A 19613-nucleotide genomic window follows, 5' to 3' on the forward strand; every position below is an offset into this window, starting at 1 on the left:
ATCACTTCTGCACTAACCTAATGTTTTCTTGATCGCTTCGATCACTCGGTCCGCTTGGAAAGGCTTCACGATAAAGTCCTTGGCCCCTGCCTGGATAGCATCGATAACCATCGCCTGCTGCCCCATAGCCGAACACATAATCACCTTCGCGTTCGGATCGAAGGACTTGATCTCCTTAAGCGCCTGGATACCGTCCATTTCCGGCATCGTAATATCCATCGTAATCAGATCCGGCTTAAGCTCCTTGTACTTCTCCACTGCCTGGAAGCCGTCATTGGCTTCACCGCAAACCTCATATCCGTTCTTGGTCAGAATGTCCCGGATCATCATTCTCATGAAAGCTGCATCATCAACTACTAGAATACGGTTGGCCATAACTAACAATCCTCTCTTCACATGATTTATTGATGTAATGCAATGGTATTATTGCAGTTTCTGTATACGGTCCATCGGATTGACGATATCCGTGACACGGACGCCGAAATTCTCGTCAATGACAACTACTTCGCCTTTGGCGATCAGCTTGTTGTTAACCAGAATATCCACCGGCTCGCCGGCCAGCTTATCCAGCTCGATAATGGAGCCCTGGGATAAATCGAGAATATCTTTGATCGCTTTTTGCGTCCTGCCGAGCTCCACCGTCACTTTCAGCGGAATATCCAGCAGCAGGTTCAAATTCGAGTCTTCCGACTGAACAGAGGACATCTGGTCAAAACTGCTGAACTGTACGGGTTGAACATTAACGTTGCGTACAGGCACATTGCCATAATTTGCAGGACCTGCGGCAGGCGGTACGGCAGACTGATGCGGCGGAGCATAAGCCGGATCCGTACCGGTCGATGCGGCGGCGGCCGGAGTCTGCTCCATACGGGGCTGAGCCGCTGCCGACTGGGACTCTACCATAGCCTGTTCCACTGCCGGCTGCGGCTCCTGAACGGCCGGTTCCGGTTCAGGGGATCCCATCAGCATGGCGACCATTTCCTTAGCGAACGCTACAGGCAGAAGCTGCATGATCGTTGAATCGATTAAATCGCTGATCGTCAATCGGAAGGAAACCTTAATGAATACTTGTTCGTCAGGCAGCTTCTCCGTGCCCTCCGGGTCTCTCAAGTCGAGAATATCGATGCCCGGAGGAGAAATATTGACGAACCGGTTGAAGATCGTAGACATGGAGGTCGCGGAAGACCCCATCATTTGGTTCATGGCTTCCTGTACAGCACTGATATGGAATTCGCTTAGTTCCTCCTCCGGTCCCTTACCGTCTCCCCCCATCATCAGGTTAGCAATGATTTGGGCGTCGCGGGTTTTGATGACGAGCAGATTCACTCCGTTGAACCCTTCCACGTAATTGACGTGTACAGCAACGTGGGGCTTCGGGAACTCATCCTTCAGCTTCTTCTTGGAAATCGCGCTCACCTTGGGAGTGGTAATATCCACCTTCTTGCCCAGCAATGTGGACAGTGCCGTCGCTGCGCTGCCGAACGAAATATTGCCGATTTCCCCCAAGGCGTCCTGTTCAGTCGTTGTCAGATAATCATCGATGTTCGCTTCAGCTTCATCTTCGGGGCTGTTTACCGATTGGTTCAACAGGGCATCGATTTCTTCCTGAGACAGAAAATCCTTGTTATTCGTCATCCTCTTCCACTCCTTCACTTACAATATCCGTGATCTGAACGGCGGCTTTGCCCTTAACCGTTCCGGGGATTCCAACATACTTCACTTTCTCCCCTACTCTGATCGCCAACCCTTCGCCGACCAGCTTGTTTAACGTAATGACGTCTCCTTGCGCAAGTCCGAGGAATTCGCGAACCGTGATCTGGGAATGACCCAGCTCCGCGATAATCGGAAGCTTGGCCTTACTCACCCTGGATTGCAGGATTTCCGACTCCTCATTCGACTTCGCCTTCTTCTGGGTGACGAACATATGGTGGACGGACAACCGTTGCATGATGGGTTCAATAACGACATGAGGAATACAAATATTGATCATTCCGGAGGTATCGCCGATTTTGGTGCTCAGAGAAATAAGCGCAATCGTATCGTTCGCCGAAGCAATTTGCATAAATTGCGGATTCGTCTCCAATGTCTCCAGACGGGGCTCCAGATCGACCACCGTCTTCCAGGCATCCTTCAATGATTCCAGCGCCCGGCCGAAAATCCGTTCCATGATAATCGACTCGATCTCCGTCAGCGCGTTCACCCTCGAAGGGGATGTCCCCAACCCTCCTAATAGGCGGTCAAGCATTGCAAACGCGATATTGGGGTGAACTTCCAGCACCATCCGGCCTTCCAGCGGCTCCGCTTCAAAAATATTCAGAATGGTCATCTTCGGTATGGAACGGATGAATTCGTCATAAGGAAGCTGCTCTACCTGCACTACGTTGATCTGAACGAAGGTCCGGAGCTGGGTGGAAAAGTACGTTGTCAAATACCTGGCGAAATTTTCGTGTATTCGCGTCAAGCTGCGCAAATGATCTTTGGACAATCGGGTAGCTCTTTTAAAATCGTAGGACCGGATTTTTTTCTGGGTATCTTCCTTCTTAAGCTCTTCCGCATCCGCTTCGCCGGACGACAATGCCGCCAGCAGGGCGTCAATTTCATTTTGCGATAGCACATCTACCATTACAGCCACCCCCCTAACCAAAAAACATTAAACCTATGGCAACACCATTTCAGTGATCCATACCTGTTTGATCTTCCCATCGTGCAAGAAAGGATTAATTTTATCCATCAATACGGTCGAAAGGTGGTCCTGACCCTTCTCTCCCGTAATTTGTTCCGGTGTCATTTCGGCAAAAGTCCGATTAATAATTCCTCTTACTTTAAAGTCCAACTGCTCGATTTCTTCTTTGGCTTTCTTCGTAGTCATTTCAAAAGCGAAGCCTGCTTTGACAAAACGGCTGCTCTCTCCCAGATTCGTAAGGATTTCATCCAGGAAGTAGGTCATTTCCTTGATTTGAGCGGCCGGCACTTGCTCTGCCGCTTCCGTTGATTTCACTTCCTTGGAGCTCTTCTGCTCCATCAGGTTCCATATCAAAACGGAAGCGGTGAGAATCAAAGTGACAACGATCAGCATCGCAACGACGATTTGAAAAACTTTGCTTTTTAACACCTAAACTCCCCCCGAATCCGTCCGTAATAGTTGACTGCTTATCAAGCCTATCGACTGCACATATTGTTGAACCCTGCTCACGGTTTCCGGAACGGTCTCGAGTACCATGATTTTCTTGCCGGTGATCAGCGTGATCATCGTATCCGGGGTTTCCTCGATGGTCTCGATCAACAAAGCATTCAACGTAATAGGCTTACCGTTCAAACGGGTTACGGTAATCAAAGCATTCCCTCCGCAGAGAATCAGCAGGGGCGGGGAACCGCCCCCCTATTCTCTAAAAGATTTATCGTTTCAAGTTGACGATTTCCTGAAGCACTTCATCGGAAGTGGTTATGATTCGAGAATTGGCCTGGAAACCGCGCTGCGCTACAATCATCTCCGTAAATTCCGCGGTCAAATCCACATTGGACATCTCGAGCTGACCGGCGATGATCGCTCCGGTGCCTGCTTCGTCATCTCCAGGCTCAACCACTTCAATATCTTCCGCATGGGCATTAGGGGTTGTCCGATAGAGACTGCCGCCGATTTTCTCCAGACCGCCCGGATTGGTAACTTTGACGACCCCGATTTGAAAATCGGTTTCTTCCGGTTCCCCATCACCGTTAATGGCCACGATTCTGCCGTCCTGACCAATGGTGAAGGCAACGATATCTTCATCCAGCTGGATCGGATCGCCGCCGACTCCGCAGACGAACAGCCCGCTCTTGGTTACCAGATTACGGTTCGCATCCAGTGTAAAATCCCCTGCCCGGGTCAAGTAAGGAACCTCCTGATCCTTCGAAACTTTAACGGCGAAAAAGCCGTCTCCGTTGATTCTTAAATCGAGAGGTTCGTTGGTCGTCATGGCACTACCCGGTGTGTGAAGAGTATCGATGGCGGAAATCGCTACTCCCAGACCAATTTGCTTGGCGTTGACTCCTCCCCGCTCGTCTCCGGGAGCCGTAACTCCCGACACGGTTTGGCTGAGGATATCCTGAAACATGACTCGGCTGCCTTTGAAGCCTACCGTATTCACGTTAGCAATGTTGTTTCCAATGACGTCCAGCTTTGTTTGAAAACCGCGCATACCGGAAACACCGGAATACAAGGATCTTAGCATAGCGTTTCTCCTCCTTGAGCTTGTGGAATGATTCCCGGCCCGGCGTTGGCAGGCCGCTTCAATCGGTCTGCGGCCTTAGGCCTCCAGATAAGTAGGGCCGGCCTACGTTGAAAGAACAATCGCGCTGTCAATTTTGGTAAACACGTTGTCCTTCATGGAATGTTCGTCCAACGCCGTTACGACCGTTTTGTTGTTGATGTTTACGATTAAGGCGACATTTTTCATAATAATGAGCGAATCCTTCGCCCCCTTGGAAGCAGCCTTATCAACGGCATTGGCTATCTGCACCATCTGTTCCGGCTGAATTCGGATCCCTCTCTGTTTCAGACGAACCTCCGCGTGATGACTAAACTTGACCAGCTCTTGATCCAGGGCTTTCTGAAACGATGCGGCGCCCGATCTTTCAGTAACCGGGGACTTACCCGAGCTGCGTGGTGCAGCCGGCGGTATCGCATGAGGATAAAGCTGGCTTATCGAAAATCGTTCGTTCATACGCCGTTCCCCGGGGAATCGTTCCCCGTTTCTTCAGGCTCGTCGCCGCCTCCCGGAGTGCTTCCGCCCTCATCGGGCTCCTCTACGTCACCGGGAGTCTCTTCCTCGCCGCCTCCGGGGTTGTTCACCTCATCCGGCGGATTCTCCTTCCCCGGCTGACCGATTTGGATGATCTGGTCCATCGAAATGGAATGCTTGCCTACTACTGCGTATTGCACTCCGTCTTTGAAGGTAAGGGCCGTGACCACTCCGCTTTGGGTGACCTTCTCGCCTTTGTCATTCAGCGTTATCCACTGGATTTCCTTGCCGATCAGCGCCGAGGCCATCCCTATCGATTGCCGCAGCTGCCTCATATCCGCCGCCATATTGGTCATCTGCTCCACAGCCGTAAATTGGGCCATCTGCGCGATAAATTCACGATCCTGCATCGGCTGCATCGGATCCTGATTCGACAGCTGGGTCATTAATATTTTCAGGAACTCATTTTTGCCGAGCGAATCATTTTTTTCAGCAGTATTGAAGGTATTGTTGCTGGAATAATAAGGCCATATATTTCTCGTGCTTATAGCATCAGACACGCTTTCACCTCCCGGAAGGTTGTCGTATTCGTCAGGCAGTCACATCAAACCCGTTACTGCCGTATACCGAGGCCCGGACATCAGCCCGTTCCGCGGAATCCAAGGACCAATCCTCCTCGTAACGATCAGCGCTCCGCTTGGACTGCTGGTAATAAGGTTGTTGGGAAGGGCGGTCTCTTTGATCCTGGAATAAATGAGAACTGAAGGAATTGGAATGGGTCACTTCCATCCGTTCTACCTGAATTCCCTGAGACTGCAATTGAGCTCTCAGTTGGGACAGCTGGGCTTCCAACATTTCTTTGCCAAGCAGTGTGTGAGCGATGAACTGGGCGGTCAACTGGCCGTGCTGCATGGTCAGCTTCACATCGACATGTCCCAGATGCTCGGGATACAGGGACAAACGGGCTTCCGAGAAGCCGTTGGAAGCTCCTGTAGTGAAGCTTCTTAGCACGAAGCGGCTCATCTCACCGGCAAATCGTTCTGCGGGTATCGGCTCCTGAGGCAAGGAAGGGTGCGAAACTGTCCGCGGTGCTTCATACCTTGGCATGGATTCAGCAGTGACCGCAACAGTGTCGGCGGCCGCAGCCGTAACCGGCTCAGCTCCCTTCGTCATCTCCGAGCCAACCGTCATCTGCCGATCCAGGCTGCCGCTCCGGCTTGCGATCATCTCCAGACGGGAAAGCACATCCGGCTCCGACGGCACCCGGAAAATCAGCTGGCCCATAACAGGCTCTGCCTTCCCCGGATTAACTTGGCTGCCAGACTGTGCCTGGCGTTCTCCTGTGAACGATGGGTCGGCATGGGTCGATGCTGCACGTTCAGGGACTTGCACCTGCGGGTTCTGCTGCACCGTATCATCGGAAGCGGCTTTCGGATCTGCCATGGACGATTCCGGCTTGCGCATCGCCTGGGAAGCCAGAACAAGCTCGCCCAATTTCTCCTTCAACTGCTCGACCAGTCCGCTGTCCGGATGCTGTTGAACCAGCCGGGTGAACGATTCGAGAATCGACTTGAGCTCGGCGGACGTCCATGTCCGAACAGGCATTCCTTCTTCCGTGCTGCTTGCCAAGTCTTGTCGGCCTGCATCAGGTGAGGCCGTTGGTCCTCCCAGAGCCTTAATCAGCTCTTCGGCTTGACGGAACCATTGGCTAAACGCTTCTTCCTTCATCAAGCTTTCCAACTGCTCCGGTTGTTCCAGCCACTGCCCAATCATGGCGATAAGCATCGCCTGCTGTTCCTCGTCCGTTTGCACAGTCCCCGATTCTTCTTCTGCTGTCCACGGTTGGACCCAGGGAAGAACGATTGGTTTCTGGGTCTCTGCCGCTTGGCCCGCCTCTGCTACATTCATGACAAGGCCCAATGTGCCTGCAAAGGATGGGCTTGAGGAGCCGCCACCGGCGTTTCCCGATACAGTAGAGCTTCCTCCTGAGGAAGAAGCAGGAGCTGCAGCGTTCTGTACTATTACAGCATTTATTTCCATCTATGTATTCACCTCCTTTCATTAAGGAAGCTAGGGAAAAACACTATTGCGACTTCGCCTAGGGAACGAGCTTGCCCAGAATGGCAGCCGCCAGCTTGCTGTTCTCTTTGGACATTTCGGACATAATCCGCGATCTGGATTCGTTATCTGTCGCATTGAGAATATCCACAACCTTGTCCGGACTTGCCGCATTCATCTCCAGCAGCAGCTTCGCCGCTTGCTTGGCATCCATATTGGCGAAGGTGGATCCGAGATCGCTGCTCGACAATTTCGGCACGGCCGCGGACGACTTTTCTTCCGCAGCTCTGACCCGTTCTTGCAGGGCGGCGATCTGTGTATCCTTGGCCAGGACGGCATCCTTGAGGGCGATGCTCGTTTCCGCAGCAATTTGTGGATTCATCTTCTCCAGAATCCGGGTCCTCTCTTCGGCTTTCATTTCGTTTAAGAAGAGTACTCTTTCCTGATTGGTCAAGTTCTCCATTATTACGGCCGCTTTGCTTGGACTCATCTTGGCGTATACCGAGCTCGTTTGGCGAATCTGCTTCTCATATTCCTCGTCACCGGCACGCTGCTCTTCCATCTGTTCATTCATCGATGCCAAGGCGGCCTTAAGCTCTTCAATCTGGCGCTCCTTATCGTTGTCCGACGATACGGCCTGCTGCAGCTCTGCCTCTTTCTCGGACAGCTGCTGCTGCAAAGCTTTAATTTGTTCGTCCTTGTCCGTTTCTTCCTCGGCCGGACGATCCGCGGCCCCGTCACTTTCCGACTTTGCAAACCAGCCGCCGATCACAGGTATGCCGGTTGCCGCTCCGTGAATTTTCTGTTTAAACTCATTATCAAAGACGAACATGTAAACCAGCACCAGAATCCCCGTAAAAATGACCGGAATGAGAACCCAATAAAAAATTCGTTCAAATGCGCTTAACTCGGCTTTTTCTAAATCGGTATCCAAGGCTCTCCCCCCTTAAGGGCTTCTCAAGAATTTGCCGTCGGCTTCACAAGGTCCTCAGGTGTCTGACAGACGCCATCTCATCCAAGGCATCCTGTTCCTTCTTAAGCATCTCGAACATAAATCGCTGCTTCGCCTTGTCCCTTGCGTTAAGCCAGATCTTTTCCTCCATCATTTTCAAATTCAGCGTTTCTTTCTTACGGTCGACATTGTTCTGTGCGGCCGTCACAGCTTTATATTTCTCGCTGATTTTATGGTCGATGTGTTCCATATAAGACTGATAGATCATCAGCTGCGAAACGGTCGTTTGAGCCGCCGACTCCGCGGATATCCGGTCTTGCATGCGCTGCTTCTCCAGCCGAAGCTGATGCAGGCTCTGCTCTTGGCTCCTCAGCTCGCCTACGGCACTGGACAAGGTCCATTCCGCTTGCGTTTTTTCGCTTGTTTTTAAGTCCACGATTTTTTGAAAGGCAAACTTGAACGGCATTCAATCATCACCCTTTATGAAATTCACCAATCAGTCTTTGGACAGTTTCCTCATAGGAGACCTTCTCGTCAGTCTTTTGCGTTGTAAATTCATGGATTTTTGATATAAATTGCAAAGAAAGATCAATTTCTGGATTTGTTCCGCTCTGGTACGCCCCCAAATTAATCAGGTCCTCCGAACTTCTATAAACAGATAGCAGTTTTTTCAGAAAATCGGCAGCTTCCTGCTGCTCCGGAGGAACGATTTCCTTCATTACCCGGCTTACACTGGCCAGAACGTCAATAGCGGGATAGTGGCCTTTGTTAGCAAGGTGCCGGTCCAGTACAATATGCCCATCCAGGATCCCGCGGACGGCATCCGCGATCGGCTCGTTCATATCGTCTCCGTCCACCAGGACGGTATAGAATGCGGTTATCGAGCCTTTGGGCCCTGTGCCTGAACGTTCCAGCAGCTTGGGCAAATTGGCGAAGACCGATGGAGTATAGCCGCGGGTAGCCGGGGGTTCTCCAATGGCCAAGCCGACTTCCCGTTGCGCCATGGCGTAGCGGGTGACCGAATCCATCATGAGCATGACATTCAGGCCCTTATCGCGGAAGTATTCGGCAATGCTGGTCGCAATTAACGCGCCCTTGATCCGGATGAGCGCCGGCTGATCGGAAGTAGCGACAACGACGACCGATTTGGCCAAGCCTTCCGGACCGAGATCTCTTTCGATAAAGTCCAGAACTTCCCGGCCGCGCTCTCCAACCAGAGCGATGACATTGACATCAGCCGAAGTATTGCGAGCAATCATGCCCATCAGGGTGCTCTTGCCGACACCGGATCCCGCGAAGATGCCGACCCGCTGGCCTCTGCCAATCGTGAGCAGACCGTCGATGCACCGGATTCCGACGCTGATGGGATGCAGAACTCGCGGTCTCATCAGCGGATTGCCGGGGCTGTTGTTCGTCGAATATTGACTCATTCGCAGAGGAAGCAGCGAGCCGTCCAGCGGCTGGCCCAATCCGTCCAGAACCTTGCCGAGTAATTCGTACCCTACCTGAACGCTTAAAGGCTTCCCGGTACTGACGACATCGCAGCCGGGACCAATCGAGTGCAGGTCGCCAAGTGGCATAAGTATGACCTTGTTGCCGCGAAAGCCTACGACCTCCGCTTTAAGCGGCTTATCCGATTTGGGAGGATGGATCAGACAGACATCTCCGATATTCGCATCGGGACCTTCGGCCTCCACCGTAAGACCTATGACTTTAGTCACTTTACCGAAGACCGGGACCGGATCTAATTGTCGAAGAAAGTCGATGTATTTGCCGGCTTGCGGACCGCTAGCCTTCATCGGGAACACCATCCTGGGAAACCGCTGCCTGGAGCAAAGCGTTCTTGATTTCGGTTAATTGGGTGCCAATCCGGGCGTCGATGCTGCCGAATTCCGAACGGACAACACAACCTTGATCCCTGACGGACGAATCGGGAACGATTTCCAGTTCAGCCTGTGAATCGACGACCATATGCAATTCACCCTTGGCATCCTGAATATAAGCGAAATGCTCGGGAGCTACGCACAATGTAATGGTGCCTCTTTCCCTTGTGCGGGCAAGCATCTGCCGGGTCATCGAAACGATCCATTCCGGGGCGACCGTAAGCTGCTGATGAACGATCTTCTCGGCTATGGCACAGCTTAGCTCGATCAGGAACGGTTCAGCATCGCGAATAATTTGTTTCCTGGTTTCGTAGGCTTGCTCCAGAATCGTTTTCGCTTCGGCCATCTGCTGTTCGTACTGTTGGAAAATATCGGCGGTTGCCTGCTGAACGCCGGAATCGTAGCCCTCCTGGTAGCCTTGTTTCCGGGTAAGCTCCCGTTCCTCCAGATCCAGACGGCGCTGCTCCTGCCACCAGGAGTCGATTTCTTGTCTGGCCTGGGTCTTGATCTGTTCGGCCGCTTCCATCGCTTCGCGAATCCGGGCTTCCGCCAGCTGTTCTGCGTCCTGCAGAATCTGTTCTTTCAGCTGCTTGGCCTGTTGGATCTCCAGCTGCTCCTCTTCCGTATAAGGAGACTGACTCGTTCTGGAGGCGCCGTTGCCGTACCATTTGCCAAGATCGAACGTCGGATTAATCAATTTGGTGTCGTCAAGCGCTATATATCCTCCGGGTTTGATCAATCTAGACAACGATATCATCTCCTCCACCGCGTGCGATGATGATTTCACCGGATTCTTCCAGACGGCGAATCGTTGCCACAATCCGGGTCTGTGCTTCTTCTACATCACGGAGCCGGACAGGACCCATATATTCCATTTCTTCCTTGAACGTTTCGGACATCCGCTTGGACATATTGCTGAAGATCGCGTCTCTGACTTCTTCACTGGCCACTTTCAAAGCCAGCTGCAAATCGCTGTTGTCGATGTCGCGGATAATCCGCTGGATGGAACGGTTATCGAGATTGACAATATCCTCGAAGACGAACATTCTCTTCTTGATTTCCTCAGCCAGCTCTGGATCCTGTACCTCCAAGGAATCGAGAATGGTCCGTTCCGTTCCGCGGTCGACGCCGTTCAAGATTTGGACGATCGATTCGATACCGCCCGCTGACGTGTAGTCTTGGGTCACCGTTGCGGACAGCTTGTTCTCTAGCACCTGCTCCACCTGGGTAAGAACCTCGGGGGATGTGCTGTCCATCAACGCAATTCTCTTGGCCACATCCGCCTGCTTCTCTTGCGGAAGCGCCGACAGGATGATGGAAGACTGCTCCGGCTGCAAATAAGATAGAACCAGAGCGATGGTTTGCGAATTTTCATTCTGGATAAAGTTCAAAATTTGGGCAGGATCTGCTTTCCTTGCAAAATCGAACGGGCGGACTTGAAGCGTTGCCGTTAACCGGTTGATGATGTCGATCGATTTTTGCGGTCCCAGTGCCTTCTCCAATATTTCTTTGGCGTAGGCAATACCGCCTTGCGAAATATATTCCTGTGCCAGGCAAATCTGGTGAAACTCGGCCAAAATCGCTTCCTTTTCCAAGGCATCCACTTTACGCACGTTGGCTATCTCCAACGTCAATTGTTCGATTTCATCTTCTCTCAGGTGCTTGAAGATTTGAGCGGATACTTCAGGCCCCAAGCTGATGAGAAGAATGGCCGCCTTTTGCCTGCCTGTCAAACTTTGTTGTGCTGCTGCTTTTGCCAATCGTGCACACCTCTATTCGTCAACCAGCCAGGTTCTTAACAAATTAACAAATTCTTCGGGCTTTTTCTTAGCCAAGGTTTCGAGTTGGTTGCGGATCTGATTCTCATTGGTCACATTTTCAAGATCGATGGTCGGATATTCAATCGCTGTGCTTTCATAAGCTTCTTCAGCGGCTTCCTCATTCGCTTTGCGTCTGCGGGAGATGAAGTATCCGCCTAGTCCGGCCAATGCCAGCACTGCCGCTGCAATTCCGCCGATCCAATACCAGTTCACGCTGGAAGCGGGATTAACCTCTTGTGGTCCGGCGAAAGTCTGATCGAAGACATGGACTCTGCTCGCCAGCTCTTCCGGAGTGAAGGTCCTTCCGCTGTTTGCAAGCGATGCATTGACAACGCTGATGAGGATTTGTTCAATGGCTTCCCTTGCTTCCGGGGTAAAGGATTCAGGATTATTCCGATCCGGTGGTTCAATGCCGACAGAAATGGTTAAATCCGTTACAGTGAATGGACTGGATTCAATTTGCTGGGTGATCCGGTTAACCTCGTAGTTAACGGTCCTCTGCATTTCTTCGGAATTGGCTGAGCCGGCAGCCGAGCTGCCCGGGTAAGTGGGGATATCGGTCGGGCCGGTTCCCGGCACTCCGCCAGTATCGGATCCATTGGACGTATATGTTTTTTGCAGTTCCTGAACGCTGATTTCTATCCCTCTCTGCTCCTCCGTATTGACCGGAGTGACCAGATTTTCGACTGTGCTTCTCTTGTCGAAGTTCATCGTGGCGATGACCATCGGAATCACTTTGTCTTTACCGAGAATACCGCCCAAAATTTCTTTGATGTCCTTGCGGAGATCCTGTTCGAATTTCCGTTTGATTTCGAACTGCATCGCCGCCGCGTTTGCGGAAGTGAACTGACTGTCGTTATTTTTGGAGTACGGGAGCAAATCCCCGTTCTGATCTGAAATCGCTATGTTTTCAATCGGCAAATTTTTGACGCTCTTGGATACCAGTTGGTACATCGTGTCGATCTTGTTCTGGTCCAGCCGGTAGCCTGGCTTCAAATTGACAACTACGGATGCAGTCGACTGCTGATCCTGCTCATCGCGGAGAAACACCGTTTCTTCGGGAAGGTTGATTACAACCTTGGAGCTGGCAACTGCCGTATTGGAATTGATGAGCTGCTGTAATTCTCCCTGGATCATGTCCAGCTTCTTGATGCTGAATTCGTTGTCCGTCGTGCCGAAAGCGTTATTTTCCCGGAAAGCTCCATAACCAATGCTGCCGTTCTGGTTAAGCCCCTGGGACTCAACTTCGATTTTCACGGTGGAGACCATATTCCGCGGCACTCCAATCGATTTGCCGTCATCACTAAGGCGGTATGGAATTTTATTATCTTCCAGATGTTTCTTTATGGCCGCTGCATCTGCGGGCTGCAGATCTGTGAAGGCAGTGGCGTATTCTGTTTTGGACAAGCTGTATGTAACTAAAACCAAAGTTAATATCAACAGTGCTATAGTGGCGATGATCGTAATTTTTTGACCTTTGCTAAATCTGCCCCAAAATTCTTTTCCTCGATTGACATACTGGAGAACCGTTTCGTTCACTTACTCACCTCATCCGACGTTTACCGTTTTACTGGAATTAGAGCTGCATCCTCATAACATCCTGATAGGCCTCCACTACTTTATTTCGAACCTGCACCACTAGCTGCAAGCCTAATTCCGCTTTTGCAGAGGCGATCATCAGCCGATGAACGTCATTCATTTCTCCAACTATGAATTGCTCGTTCAATTGATCCACCTGATGCTGCTGCTGGTTTAGATCGGTGATAGCCCCCTTCAAAAACTGGTCGAACTGCTTCGACAATTCCAGAGCTCCCGTATAGGCCTTGGAACCCGGTATCAGCGAACTAGCGGATTGAGCGTTTAGTACTACCGGATCTATCATCATTGTCCCCCCTTTCAACTATCAGTCGGCCTATCTACCTATTTCCAGAGCCTTCGTAATCATGGACTTGGAAGCATTTAATGCCGTTACGTTGGCCTCATAGGATCGGGTGGCCGAGATCATGTCGATCATTTCCTTCAAGATATCGACGTTGGGCATATGTACATATCCATTTTCATCCGCATCGGGATGGGTTGGATTGTAAACTAGCTTGGGTGGAGTGGAATCCTCGGTAATTCTCGTGATTTTTACACCTTCCCCTGCGGCCCCTTCCATAGCCGAGTTCAGAAAATGGGCAAAAGGCTGACTGCTCTTTGGTTCCATAGTGACAATCTTTCGGCTGTACGGGACCCATTTCCCATCTACCAATCTACCGCGGTTGGTCTCCGCATTGGCGATGTTGGACGATATCACATCCATTCTGAGTCTCTGGGCCGTCAAAGCAGATGAACTAATGTCGAAAGCTCCTGTCAATTTCATCGGCTGCTCCCTCCTAATGCTGTTCTGGCCATCTTAATCTCATGGCCGACCTGCTGACTCATGACGTAATACCTTAGAACATTCTTGGCCAGCAAGGACATTTCCGCATCGATATCGACGTTGTTCATATTGTTATTCATGGCTGTCTCTGAGTCTTTAGTAATTTGCGGAGCGGGATAAGAAGATCGACCTATGACAAAGTGTCTGGGATCGGTCCTGAATCCTTCAATGGAGAATGGTGCCTTCAACTCATTCTGCAGTAGTTCCTCGAACTGAACATCGGAACGTTTGAAAAAAGGCGTGTCCACATTCGCGATATTGTTCGAAATCACCTGCTGGCGCAAGGCCGAAGCATTCAGCGAACGCTCCATCAAGTTAAAAGTTGACGAATTTAATAGTTCCATTTCTCTAACCTCACTCTCCAAGCTAGATAATCTTATTCAACAAATATTTGTTAACTCCTCTTTTTTTTCGACATCCTTTAAAAAAATTATATACGAATGTGACAAATTTCGATCTATATCAAAACATCTCTAATAATGAATAAAACTGGAATTAATTACAATAAGAAAAAAGTCCCATCTTTCGACAGGACTTTTATGGTAAATAGGGATTTATTACTGTTTCAATGATACTTTAGGCTCGATTCTTCTGACAAAAATTTAAACTTTCACTTTTTCAAGACCTAAAATTAATTGATCATTCAGGATTTTTATGTAAGTTCCTTTCATGCCGAGCGACCTGGTTTCGATGACACCCGCACTCTCCAGCTTGCGAAGAGCATTAACAATAACCGAACGGGTGATCCCCGCACGATCGGCAATTTTACTGGCGACCAATAGTCCTTCGTCCCCATCCAATTCCTCGAATATATGATCAACCGCTTCAAGCTCGCTATAGGACAAGGAGGCGACAGCCACGTCTACAATGGCTTTGCTGCGGGCATGAACTTCATTCTCCTCGGCCCGCACCTTGAAAATTTCCATTCCGACGACAGTAGCCCCGTATTCCGCCAGTATGTAATCTTCGTCCCCGAAAGCATCCTCTTTACGCGTAAGCACTAGTGAACCCAGGCGGTCCCCGCCCCCAACAATGGGAATAACGGTCATTTGACGATGACCGAACATATGTTCGATTTGTTCGATAAAGTAATGATAGATGCTTTCTTCATCTACATTGGAGGTCGTCTCCTCAATTTTCAACAATAATGTGTTGATTTCTTCGGAAAATCTCTGCTTCTGGTGAATCATCTCATTCAGATTCTCCGATTCCATCGTCTCAATCTGGGCAAACCCGAGAATTTTCCCTTTGCGGCTGACCACATAAAGATTGGCCTGTATAGTATCGCGTAGAACCTCTGCCATTTCCATAAAGCTGACAGGTTTGCCTGCCGCTTTCTGCAGCAGGCGGTTCAATCTTCTTGTTTTTATCAATAGCGTCATTACTGAAGCCTCCATAATTTCGGGCCTTGCTTATAGAATATACTGGCTTAAGTCCCTGTTTTTTACAATTTCCCCCAGCTTTTCTCGCACATATTCCGGGGTAATGGATATCTGCTCCAAGTGGATGTCCGATGCTTCATAGGACAGATCCTCCAGAACCTTCTCCAGAATCGTATGCAATCTTCTGGCACCGATATTGTCGGTATTTTGATTAACTTCCACGGCAATAGCAGCGATTTCGCGAATCGCTCCTTCTGTAAAATCCACCCGGATTCCTTCCGTTTCCAAGAGTGCCGTATACTGCATCGTCAGCGCGTTCTTCGGCTCTGTCAGGATCGACACGAAGTCATCGAGCGTCAAGTTGTTGAGCTCGACCCGAATCGGAAACCGCCCCTGCAATTCGGGGATCAGATCGGATGGTTTCGCTATATGAAATGCCCCGGCGGCAATGAACAAAATGTAATCCGTATGCACAGGGCCGTATTTGGTCATGACGGTGCTGCCTTCCACGATAGGCAGAATATCCCTTTGCACTCCTTCGCGGGAGACATCCGGGCCTTGGCCGCGGTTAGGAGTGGCGATTTTGTCTATTTCGTCGATAAAAATAATCCCGGTCTGCTCTGCCCGGCGGACAGCCTCCTGGATTACCTCGTCCATGTCCATAAGCTTCTGGGCTTCATCTTGAATAAGGACTTTGCGCGCTTCCTTGACCGGCAATTTCCTCTTCTTCGTCCGTTTCGGAAGCAGGCTGCCGAACATCTCCTGCATATTAAAGCCCATCTGGTCGTTGCCTTGTCCGCCCAGCATATCAAACATCGAAGGAGCATGATCCTCCACTTCGATTTCTATCGTTTCATTCTCCAGTTCGCCGTTCAACAAGCGCTTCTTGACCGCTTCTCTCTCGTTCTCCACGGCGGGGTCCCTCGTCTCCTGTTCTTGCTGGCTCTGGTTTTGCTGTCCGAACAGCATTTCCAACGGATTGCGCTGCCCTCTATTCTTGGAGCCGGAAGGAACGAGTATCGATACGATTCTATCATTGGCCAGCGCTTCCGCCTTGTCCTTCAATTTCTCCGTCTTTTCCCCTTTGACCATGCGGATCGAGGTTTCCACCAAATCACGGACCATCGATTCCACATCGCGGCCGACGTACCCGACCTCCGTAAATTTGGTCGCTTCCACTTTGACGAACGGCGCCTTGACCAGCTTGGCGATTCTTCTTGCAATTTCCGTCTTGCCGACTCCCGTAGGCCCGATCATCAGTATGTTTTTGGGCACGATTTCGTCCCGGATCGCTTCGTCGAGACGGCTTCTCCGATAACGGTTTCTCAGGGCGACAGCTACTGATTTCTTCGCCTTCTTCTGCCCTATAATATATTTATCGAGTTCCGCTACAATTTGTTTAGGAGTTAGGGAAGATTCGCTCATAAACAACCCTCCTGATTTCTCTCGCGTAGTTAACTGCCTTACCCGATTTCTTCGACAATAATATTGTGATTTGTGTAGACACAGATTTCAGCGGCCATCTCGAGAGCCGCCTTCGCGATTTCCGAAGCTTCCATATCGGAAGCGTATCTCTTCAGAGCACGGCCGGCCGCCAGGGCAAAGCTGCCTCCGGAGCCGATGGCCAGAATGCCGTCATCAGGCTCGATAATCTCTCCATTGCCGGAAATAAGAAGCAGCCCCTGATCATCCATCACGATCATCATCGCCTCCAGCTTGCGCAGAACGCGGTCTGATCTCCATTCCTTGGCAAGCTCTACGGCGGCCCGCTGCAGATTTCCATGATGCTCTTCCAGCTTGCCTTCGAATTTCTCGAATAAAGTGATCGCGTCCGCCACCGATCCGGCAAACCCGGCCACGACCTTCCCCCTGTAAAGTCTTCTGACTTTCCTCGCCTTGTTCTTCATGACCATGCTGTTGCCGAACGTGACCTGTCCGTCTCCCGCTATGGCCCCTTTGCCTTTATGACGAACGGCAAAAATCGTCGTCGCATGAAATTCGCTCATGCACTCACTCCCTTTAAATAATCCATCATACGCTCCTATCAAGCGCGCGGATGGGCACTGTTATAGATCGATTGCAGATGATCCTTGGTTACATGCGTATAAATCTGGGTCGTCGATAAATTGACGTGCCCCAGAAGCTCCTGCACCGTTCTCAAATCAGCTCCCGCCTCCAACATATGAGTGGCAAAGGAATGGCGGAACATGTGCGGACTTATGCTCTGTACGCCGGCTACCTGGGTAATATATTTATCCAGCATTCTGCGCACACTGCGGTCCGTCAGGCGGCCGCCGGCATAGTTGACGAACAGAGCGTCTTCATCGCCTGCTTTGACCAGCGCTTCCCTGGCCTGTTCCTTATACATCCGGATCGCATCCACCGCCGGTTCTCCGATTGGGACATACCGCTCCTTCGCCCCTTTGCCATAGACAAGGGCGATTCCATTGTCCAGATCTATGGAGGACAGGTCCAGCCGGACCAACTCGCTAACCCGGATTCCGCTAGCATAGAGCAGTTCCATAATCGCCCGGTCTCTGAGTCCGATCGGAGTGTCCGTATCCGGCGCTCCGAGAAGAGCTTCCATCTGCTCCACATAAAGGAACTTCGGCAGCTTCTTGTCCTGCTTGGGAGTTCTTATGTAGCTGAAAGGGCTGGACTCTACAAGCCCCTCCCTCAGCAAATAAGTATAAAATGTCCGCAATGCGGATAATTTGCGGGATACGCTTCGCTTCGCGTACTCCTGTTCATTCAGCTTGGCCAGAAACATCCGCACATTCAAATACGTCACGGTGGCCGGGCTGTCGATTTGCTGCTGCTCCAGAAAAAGCACGAATTGCTGCAAATCTTTGGCATAGTTGTTCAATGTATGCGGGGAAGCGTTCCTCTCCGCCTCCAGATATCGAAGGAAACCGTCCACCCACGCTTGCATTGTCATAACGTCAACCTCCGATATCAGAGCCTTTAAAGATACTAAACAGATACTATCGTATCACAGCTAAGCTTTTACTTACAAGCAACCAGGCCTGTTCTTTGCGAAAAATTCTGAATAGTTCGAATTGCACGTTCAGCTATTTTTTCGTACTTGGCTTTTTTGTTGCGGATTTTCTCATCCAGCGGCGGGAATAATCCGAAATTCACATTCATCGGTTGAAAATGCTTAAAGTCCGCCGTCGTAATATACTGAGCCATGCTGCCCAAGGCCGTCTCCAGGGGGAAAACAAGACAGTCCTCACCCTTTGCCATTCGACCGGCATTGATTCCCGCAATGAGACCGGATGCCGCCGATTCCACATAGCCTTCCACCCCGGTCATCTGCCCGGCGAAGAACAGATTGTCCCGGCGGACAAATTGATAAGTGTTCCGCAGCAGCTTCGGTGAATTGATGAAAGTGTTGCGGTGCATAACCCCATATCGGACAAACTCCGCCTGCTCCAGTCCGGGAATGAGCGAGAAGACCTTCTTCTGTTCCCCCCATTTCAAATGGGTCTGAAAACCGACCAGATTATACAGCGTTCCGGCTGCATTATCCTGCCTCAACTGCACGACCGCATAAGGCTGCTTGCCCGTACGCGGATCGACGAGCCCCACCGGCTTCATCGGGCCGAACAAAATCGTCTGCTTGCCCCTGCTAGCCATCACTTCGATAGGCATGCAGCCCTCGAAATAAATTTCCTTCTCAAACTCTTTGATCGGCGCCACCTCTGCCGTAACCAGCGCTTCATAGAAAGCTTCGAATTGCTCTTCATCCATCGGACAATTGATATAGGCGGCTTCCCCTTTGTCATACCGGGAAGCTATGAAGGCTTTATCCATATCGATGGAATCTTTCTCAACAATCGGTGCGGCTGCATCATAAAAGTATAAATATTCCTCTCCCATAAGCGACCGTAGATGCCCCGACAGATCCGGAGAAGTAAGCGGACCTGTGGCGACCACTGTTATTCCTTCCGGCAATGAGCTGATTTCTTCATTAACGACCTCAATCAGCGGATGATTGCGGAGCGTGGAGGTCACCTCTCCCGAAAACCCGTCCCGGTCCACCGCAAGCGCGCCGCCTGCCGGAACCGCATGCTTGTCCGCACTCGCCAGAATAAGCGAATCCAGGTTCCGCATCTCCTCCTTCAGCACGCCCACTGCGTTGGTCAATCCATTAGCCCGCAAAGAGTTGCTGCAGACCAGCTCGGCAAATTTATCGGTGATATGGGCCGGTGTTTTGCGGACCGGCCTCATTTCGTACAGTTTAACCGGAACTCCCTGGCGGGCAATTTGCCAAGCGGCCTCGCTGCCCGCTAGTCCTGCTCCGATGACAGTGACTGGTTTATCAATGGACATGATCCTAACCTCCTCCTAATTCCTTACGGTTCGCAGCACC

At 50.9% G+C, this 19613-nt stretch carries 23 protein-coding genes; all 23 read right to left on the minus strand.

The genetic code is table 11. The features are described from left to right. Positions 1 to 12: 12 nt before the first annotated feature. The gene (locus tag FS806_RS03270) at positions 13 to 375 is read right to left on the minus strand and encodes a response regulator (protein ID WP_144933142.1); all 363 of its coding nucleotides are present in this window, start codon (positions 373 to 375) and stop codon (positions 13 to 15) included. Positions 376 to 423: 48 nt separating this feature from the next. Then, entirely contained in the window at positions 424 to 1635 is a 1212-nt protein-coding gene (gene fliY, locus FS806_RS03275; RefSeq protein ID WP_144933144.1) for a flagellar motor switch phosphatase FliY, read from the minus strand. Continuing rightward, positions 1625 to 2623 (minus strand): flagellar motor switch protein FliM, encoded by a 999-nt coding sequence (gene fliM, locus FS806_RS03280; RefSeq protein ID WP_144933146.1) that lies wholly within the window; start codon positions 2621 to 2623, stop codon positions 1625 to 1627. Before fliM ends, fliY begins: the two co-directional genes overlap by 11 nt. A 33-nt stretch (positions 2624 to 2656) precedes the next feature. Further along, positions 2657 to 3112: a flagellar basal body-associated FliL family protein gene (locus FS806_RS03285; protein ID WP_144933148.1), complete on the minus strand. Its 456-nt coding sequence runs from the start codon at positions 3110 to 3112 to the stop codon at positions 2657 to 2659. After that, positions 3113 to 3334 carry a flagellar FlbD family protein gene (locus FS806_RS03290; protein ID WP_144933150.1) on the minus strand — a complete coding sequence of 74 codons (222 nt, stop codon included), beginning with the start codon at positions 3332 to 3334 and terminating at the stop codon, positions 3113 to 3115. Positions 3335 to 3395: 61 nt separating this feature from the next. Further along, positions 3396 to 4211 carry a flagellar basal body rod protein FlgG gene (gene flgG, locus FS806_RS03295; RefSeq protein ID WP_144933152.1) on the minus strand — a complete coding sequence of 272 codons (816 nt, stop codon included), beginning with the start codon at positions 4209 to 4211 and terminating at the stop codon, positions 3396 to 3398. A gap of 102 nt (positions 4212 to 4313) precedes the next feature. Next, complete coding sequence (locus tag FS806_RS03300; protein WP_144933154.1) at positions 4314 to 4703, minus strand: TIGR02530 family flagellar biosynthesis protein; 390 nt, start codon at positions 4701 to 4703, stop codon at positions 4314 to 4316. Continuing rightward, positions 4700 to 5281 (minus strand): flagellar hook capping FlgD N-terminal domain-containing protein, encoded by a 582-nt coding sequence (locus tag FS806_RS03305; protein WP_144933156.1) that lies wholly within the window; start codon positions 5279 to 5281, stop codon positions 4700 to 4702. The genes FS806_RS03300 and FS806_RS03305 overlap by 4 nt, the downstream gene beginning before the upstream one ends. A 31-nt stretch (positions 5282 to 5312) precedes the next feature. Next, complete coding sequence (locus FS806_RS03310) at positions 5313 to 6761, minus strand: flagellar hook-length control protein FliK (protein WP_144933158.1); 1449 nt, start codon at positions 6759 to 6761, stop codon at positions 5313 to 5315. A 58-nt stretch (positions 6762 to 6819) separates the two neighbouring features. Next, positions 6820 to 7713: a MotE family protein gene (locus FS806_RS03315; RefSeq protein WP_144933160.1), complete on the minus strand. Its 894-nt coding sequence runs from the start codon at positions 7711 to 7713 to the stop codon at positions 6820 to 6822. 43 nt (positions 7714 to 7756) lie between these two features. Beyond that, the gene (gene fliJ, locus FS806_RS03320; protein WP_144933162.1) at positions 7757 to 8197 is read right to left on the minus strand and encodes a flagellar export protein FliJ; all 441 of its coding nucleotides are present in this window, start codon (positions 8195 to 8197) and stop codon (positions 7757 to 7759) included. A gap of 7 nt (positions 8198 to 8204) precedes the next feature. Next, complete coding sequence (fliI, locus tag FS806_RS03325) at positions 8205 to 9530, minus strand: flagellar protein export ATPase FliI (RefSeq protein WP_144933164.1); 1326 nt, start codon at positions 9528 to 9530, stop codon at positions 8205 to 8207. Beyond that, complete coding sequence (locus FS806_RS03330) at positions 9520 to 10371, minus strand: FliH/SctL family protein (protein WP_397346704.1); 852 nt, start codon at positions 10369 to 10371, stop codon at positions 9520 to 9522. Before FS806_RS03330 ends, fliI begins: the two co-directional genes overlap by 11 nt. Beyond that, the gene (fliG, locus tag FS806_RS03335; protein ID WP_144933168.1) at positions 10355 to 11374 is read right to left on the minus strand and encodes a flagellar motor switch protein FliG; all 1020 of its coding nucleotides are present in this window, start codon (positions 11372 to 11374) and stop codon (positions 10355 to 10357) included. Before fliG ends, FS806_RS03330 begins: the two co-directional genes overlap by 17 nt. 12 nt (positions 11375 to 11386) lie before the next feature. After that, a complete protein-coding gene (fliF, locus tag FS806_RS03340; RefSeq protein ID WP_144933170.1) occupies positions 11387 to 12973 on the minus strand; it encodes a flagellar basal-body MS-ring/collar protein FliF in 1587 nt (528 codons plus the stop codon). Between the two features lie 37 nt (positions 12974 to 13010). Then, positions 13011 to 13316, minus strand: coding sequence for a flagellar hook-basal body complex protein FliE (gene fliE / locus FS806_RS03345; protein ID WP_144933172.1), 306 nt, complete (start codon positions 13314 to 13316; stop codon positions 13011 to 13013). Between the two features lie 30 nt (positions 13317 to 13346). Continuing rightward, positions 13347 to 13796, minus strand: a complete 450-nt coding sequence (gene flgC, locus FS806_RS03350) for a flagellar basal body rod protein FlgC (RefSeq protein WP_144933174.1) — start codon at positions 13794 to 13796, stop codon at positions 13347 to 13349. Further along, positions 13793 to 14200, minus strand: coding sequence for a flagellar basal body rod protein FlgB (flgB, locus tag FS806_RS03355; RefSeq protein WP_144933176.1), 408 nt, complete (start codon positions 14198 to 14200; stop codon positions 13793 to 13795). The genes flgC and flgB overlap by 4 nt, the downstream gene beginning before the upstream one ends. A 258-nt stretch (positions 14201 to 14458) precedes the next feature. Beyond that, positions 14459 to 15238: a GTP-sensing pleiotropic transcriptional regulator CodY gene (gene codY / locus FS806_RS03360; RefSeq protein ID WP_144933178.1), complete on the minus strand. Its 780-nt coding sequence runs from the start codon at positions 15236 to 15238 to the stop codon at positions 14459 to 14461. Between the two features lie 30 nt (positions 15239 to 15268). Continuing rightward, the gene (gene hslU / locus FS806_RS03365) at positions 15269 to 16663 is read right to left on the minus strand and encodes an ATP-dependent protease ATPase subunit HslU (RefSeq protein WP_144933179.1); all 1395 of its coding nucleotides are present in this window, start codon (positions 16661 to 16663) and stop codon (positions 15269 to 15271) included. Between the two features lie 38 nt (positions 16664 to 16701). Next, a complete protein-coding gene (hslV, locus tag FS806_RS03370) occupies positions 16702 to 17244 on the minus strand; it encodes an ATP-dependent protease subunit HslV (RefSeq protein WP_144933181.1) in 543 nt (180 codons plus the stop codon). Positions 17245 to 17282: 38 nt separating this feature from the next. Then, on the minus strand, positions 17283 to 18176 hold the full coding sequence (gene xerC, locus FS806_RS03375; protein ID WP_144933183.1) for a tyrosine recombinase XerC: 894 nt from the start codon (positions 18174 to 18176) through the stop codon (positions 17283 to 17285). Positions 18177 to 18244: 68 nt separating this feature from the next. Beyond that, positions 18245 to 19573, minus strand: a complete 1329-nt coding sequence (gene trmFO / locus FS806_RS03380) for an FADH(2)-oxidizing methylenetetrahydrofolate--tRNA-(uracil(54)-C(5))-methyltransferase TrmFO (RefSeq protein ID WP_144933186.1) — start codon at positions 19571 to 19573, stop codon at positions 18245 to 18247. Positions 19574 to 19613 lie beyond the last annotated feature (40 nt).

The organism is Paenibacillus sp. 32O-W, assembly GCF_007679495.1.
Classification (GTDB): domain Bacteria; phylum Bacillota; class Bacilli; order Paenibacillales; family NBRC-103111; genus Paenibacillus_L; species Paenibacillus_L residui.

Excerpts from the sequence above, each read along its gene's own strand:
- FS806_RS03270 (WP_144933142.1), bottom strand. The coding sequence starts at position 375 with ATGGCCAACCGTATTCTAGTAGTTGATGATGCAGCTTTCATGAGAATG.
- fliY (WP_144933144.1), bottom strand. The coding sequence starts at position 1,635 with ATGACGAATAACAAGGATTTTCTGTCTCAGGAAGAAATCGATGCCCTG.
- fliM (WP_144933146.1), bottom strand. The coding sequence starts at position 2,623 with ATGGTAGATGTGCTATCGCAAAATGAAATTGACGCCCTGCTGGCGGCA.
- flgG (WP_144933152.1), bottom strand. The coding sequence starts at position 4,211 with ATGCTAAGATCCTTGTATTCCGGTGTTTCCGGTATGCGCGGTTTTCAA.
- FS806_RS03300 (WP_144933154.1), bottom strand. The coding sequence starts at position 4,703 with ATGAACGAACGATTTTCGATAAGCCAGCTTTATCCTCATGCGATACCG.
- FS806_RS03310 (WP_144933158.1), bottom strand. The coding sequence starts at position 6,761 with ATGGAAATAAATGCTGTAATAGTACAGAACGCTGCAGCTCCTGCTTCT.
- fliJ (WP_144933162.1), bottom strand. The coding sequence starts at position 8,197 with ATGCCGTTCAAGTTTGCCTTTCAAAAAATCGTGGACTTAAAAACAAGC.
- fliI (WP_144933164.1), bottom strand. The coding sequence starts at position 9,530 with ATGAAGGCTAGCGGTCCGCAAGCCGGCAAATACATCGACTTTCTTCGA.
- FS806_RS03330 (WP_397346704.1), bottom strand. The coding sequence starts at position 10,371 with ATGATATCGTTGTCTAGATTGATCAAACCCGGAGGATATATAGCGCTT.
- fliE (WP_144933172.1), bottom strand. The coding sequence starts at position 13,316 with ATGATAGATCCGGTAGTACTAAACGCTCAATCCGCTAGTTCGCTGATA.
- flgC (WP_144933174.1), bottom strand. The coding sequence starts at position 13,796 with ATGAAATTGACAGGAGCTTTCGACATTAGTTCATCTGCTTTGACGGCC.
- flgB (WP_144933176.1), bottom strand. The coding sequence starts at position 14,200 with ATGGAACTATTAAATTCGTCAACTTTTAACTTGATGGAGCGTTCGCTG.
- codY (WP_144933178.1), bottom strand. The coding sequence starts at position 15,238 with ATGACGCTATTGATAAAAACAAGAAGATTGAACCGCCTGCTGCAGAAA.
- hslU (WP_144933179.1), bottom strand. The coding sequence starts at position 16,663 with ATGAGCGAATCTTCCCTAACTCCTAAACAAATTGTAGCGGAACTCGAT.
- hslV (WP_144933181.1), bottom strand. The coding sequence starts at position 17,244 with ATGAGCGAATTTCATGCGACGACGATTTTTGCCGTTCGTCATAAAGGC.
- xerC (WP_144933183.1), bottom strand. The coding sequence starts at position 18,176 with ATGACAATGCAAGCGTGGGTGGACGGTTTCCTTCGATATCTGGAGGCG.
- trmFO (WP_144933186.1), bottom strand. The coding sequence starts at position 19,573 with ATGTCCATTGATAAACCAGTCACTGTCATCGGAGCAGGACTAGCGGGC.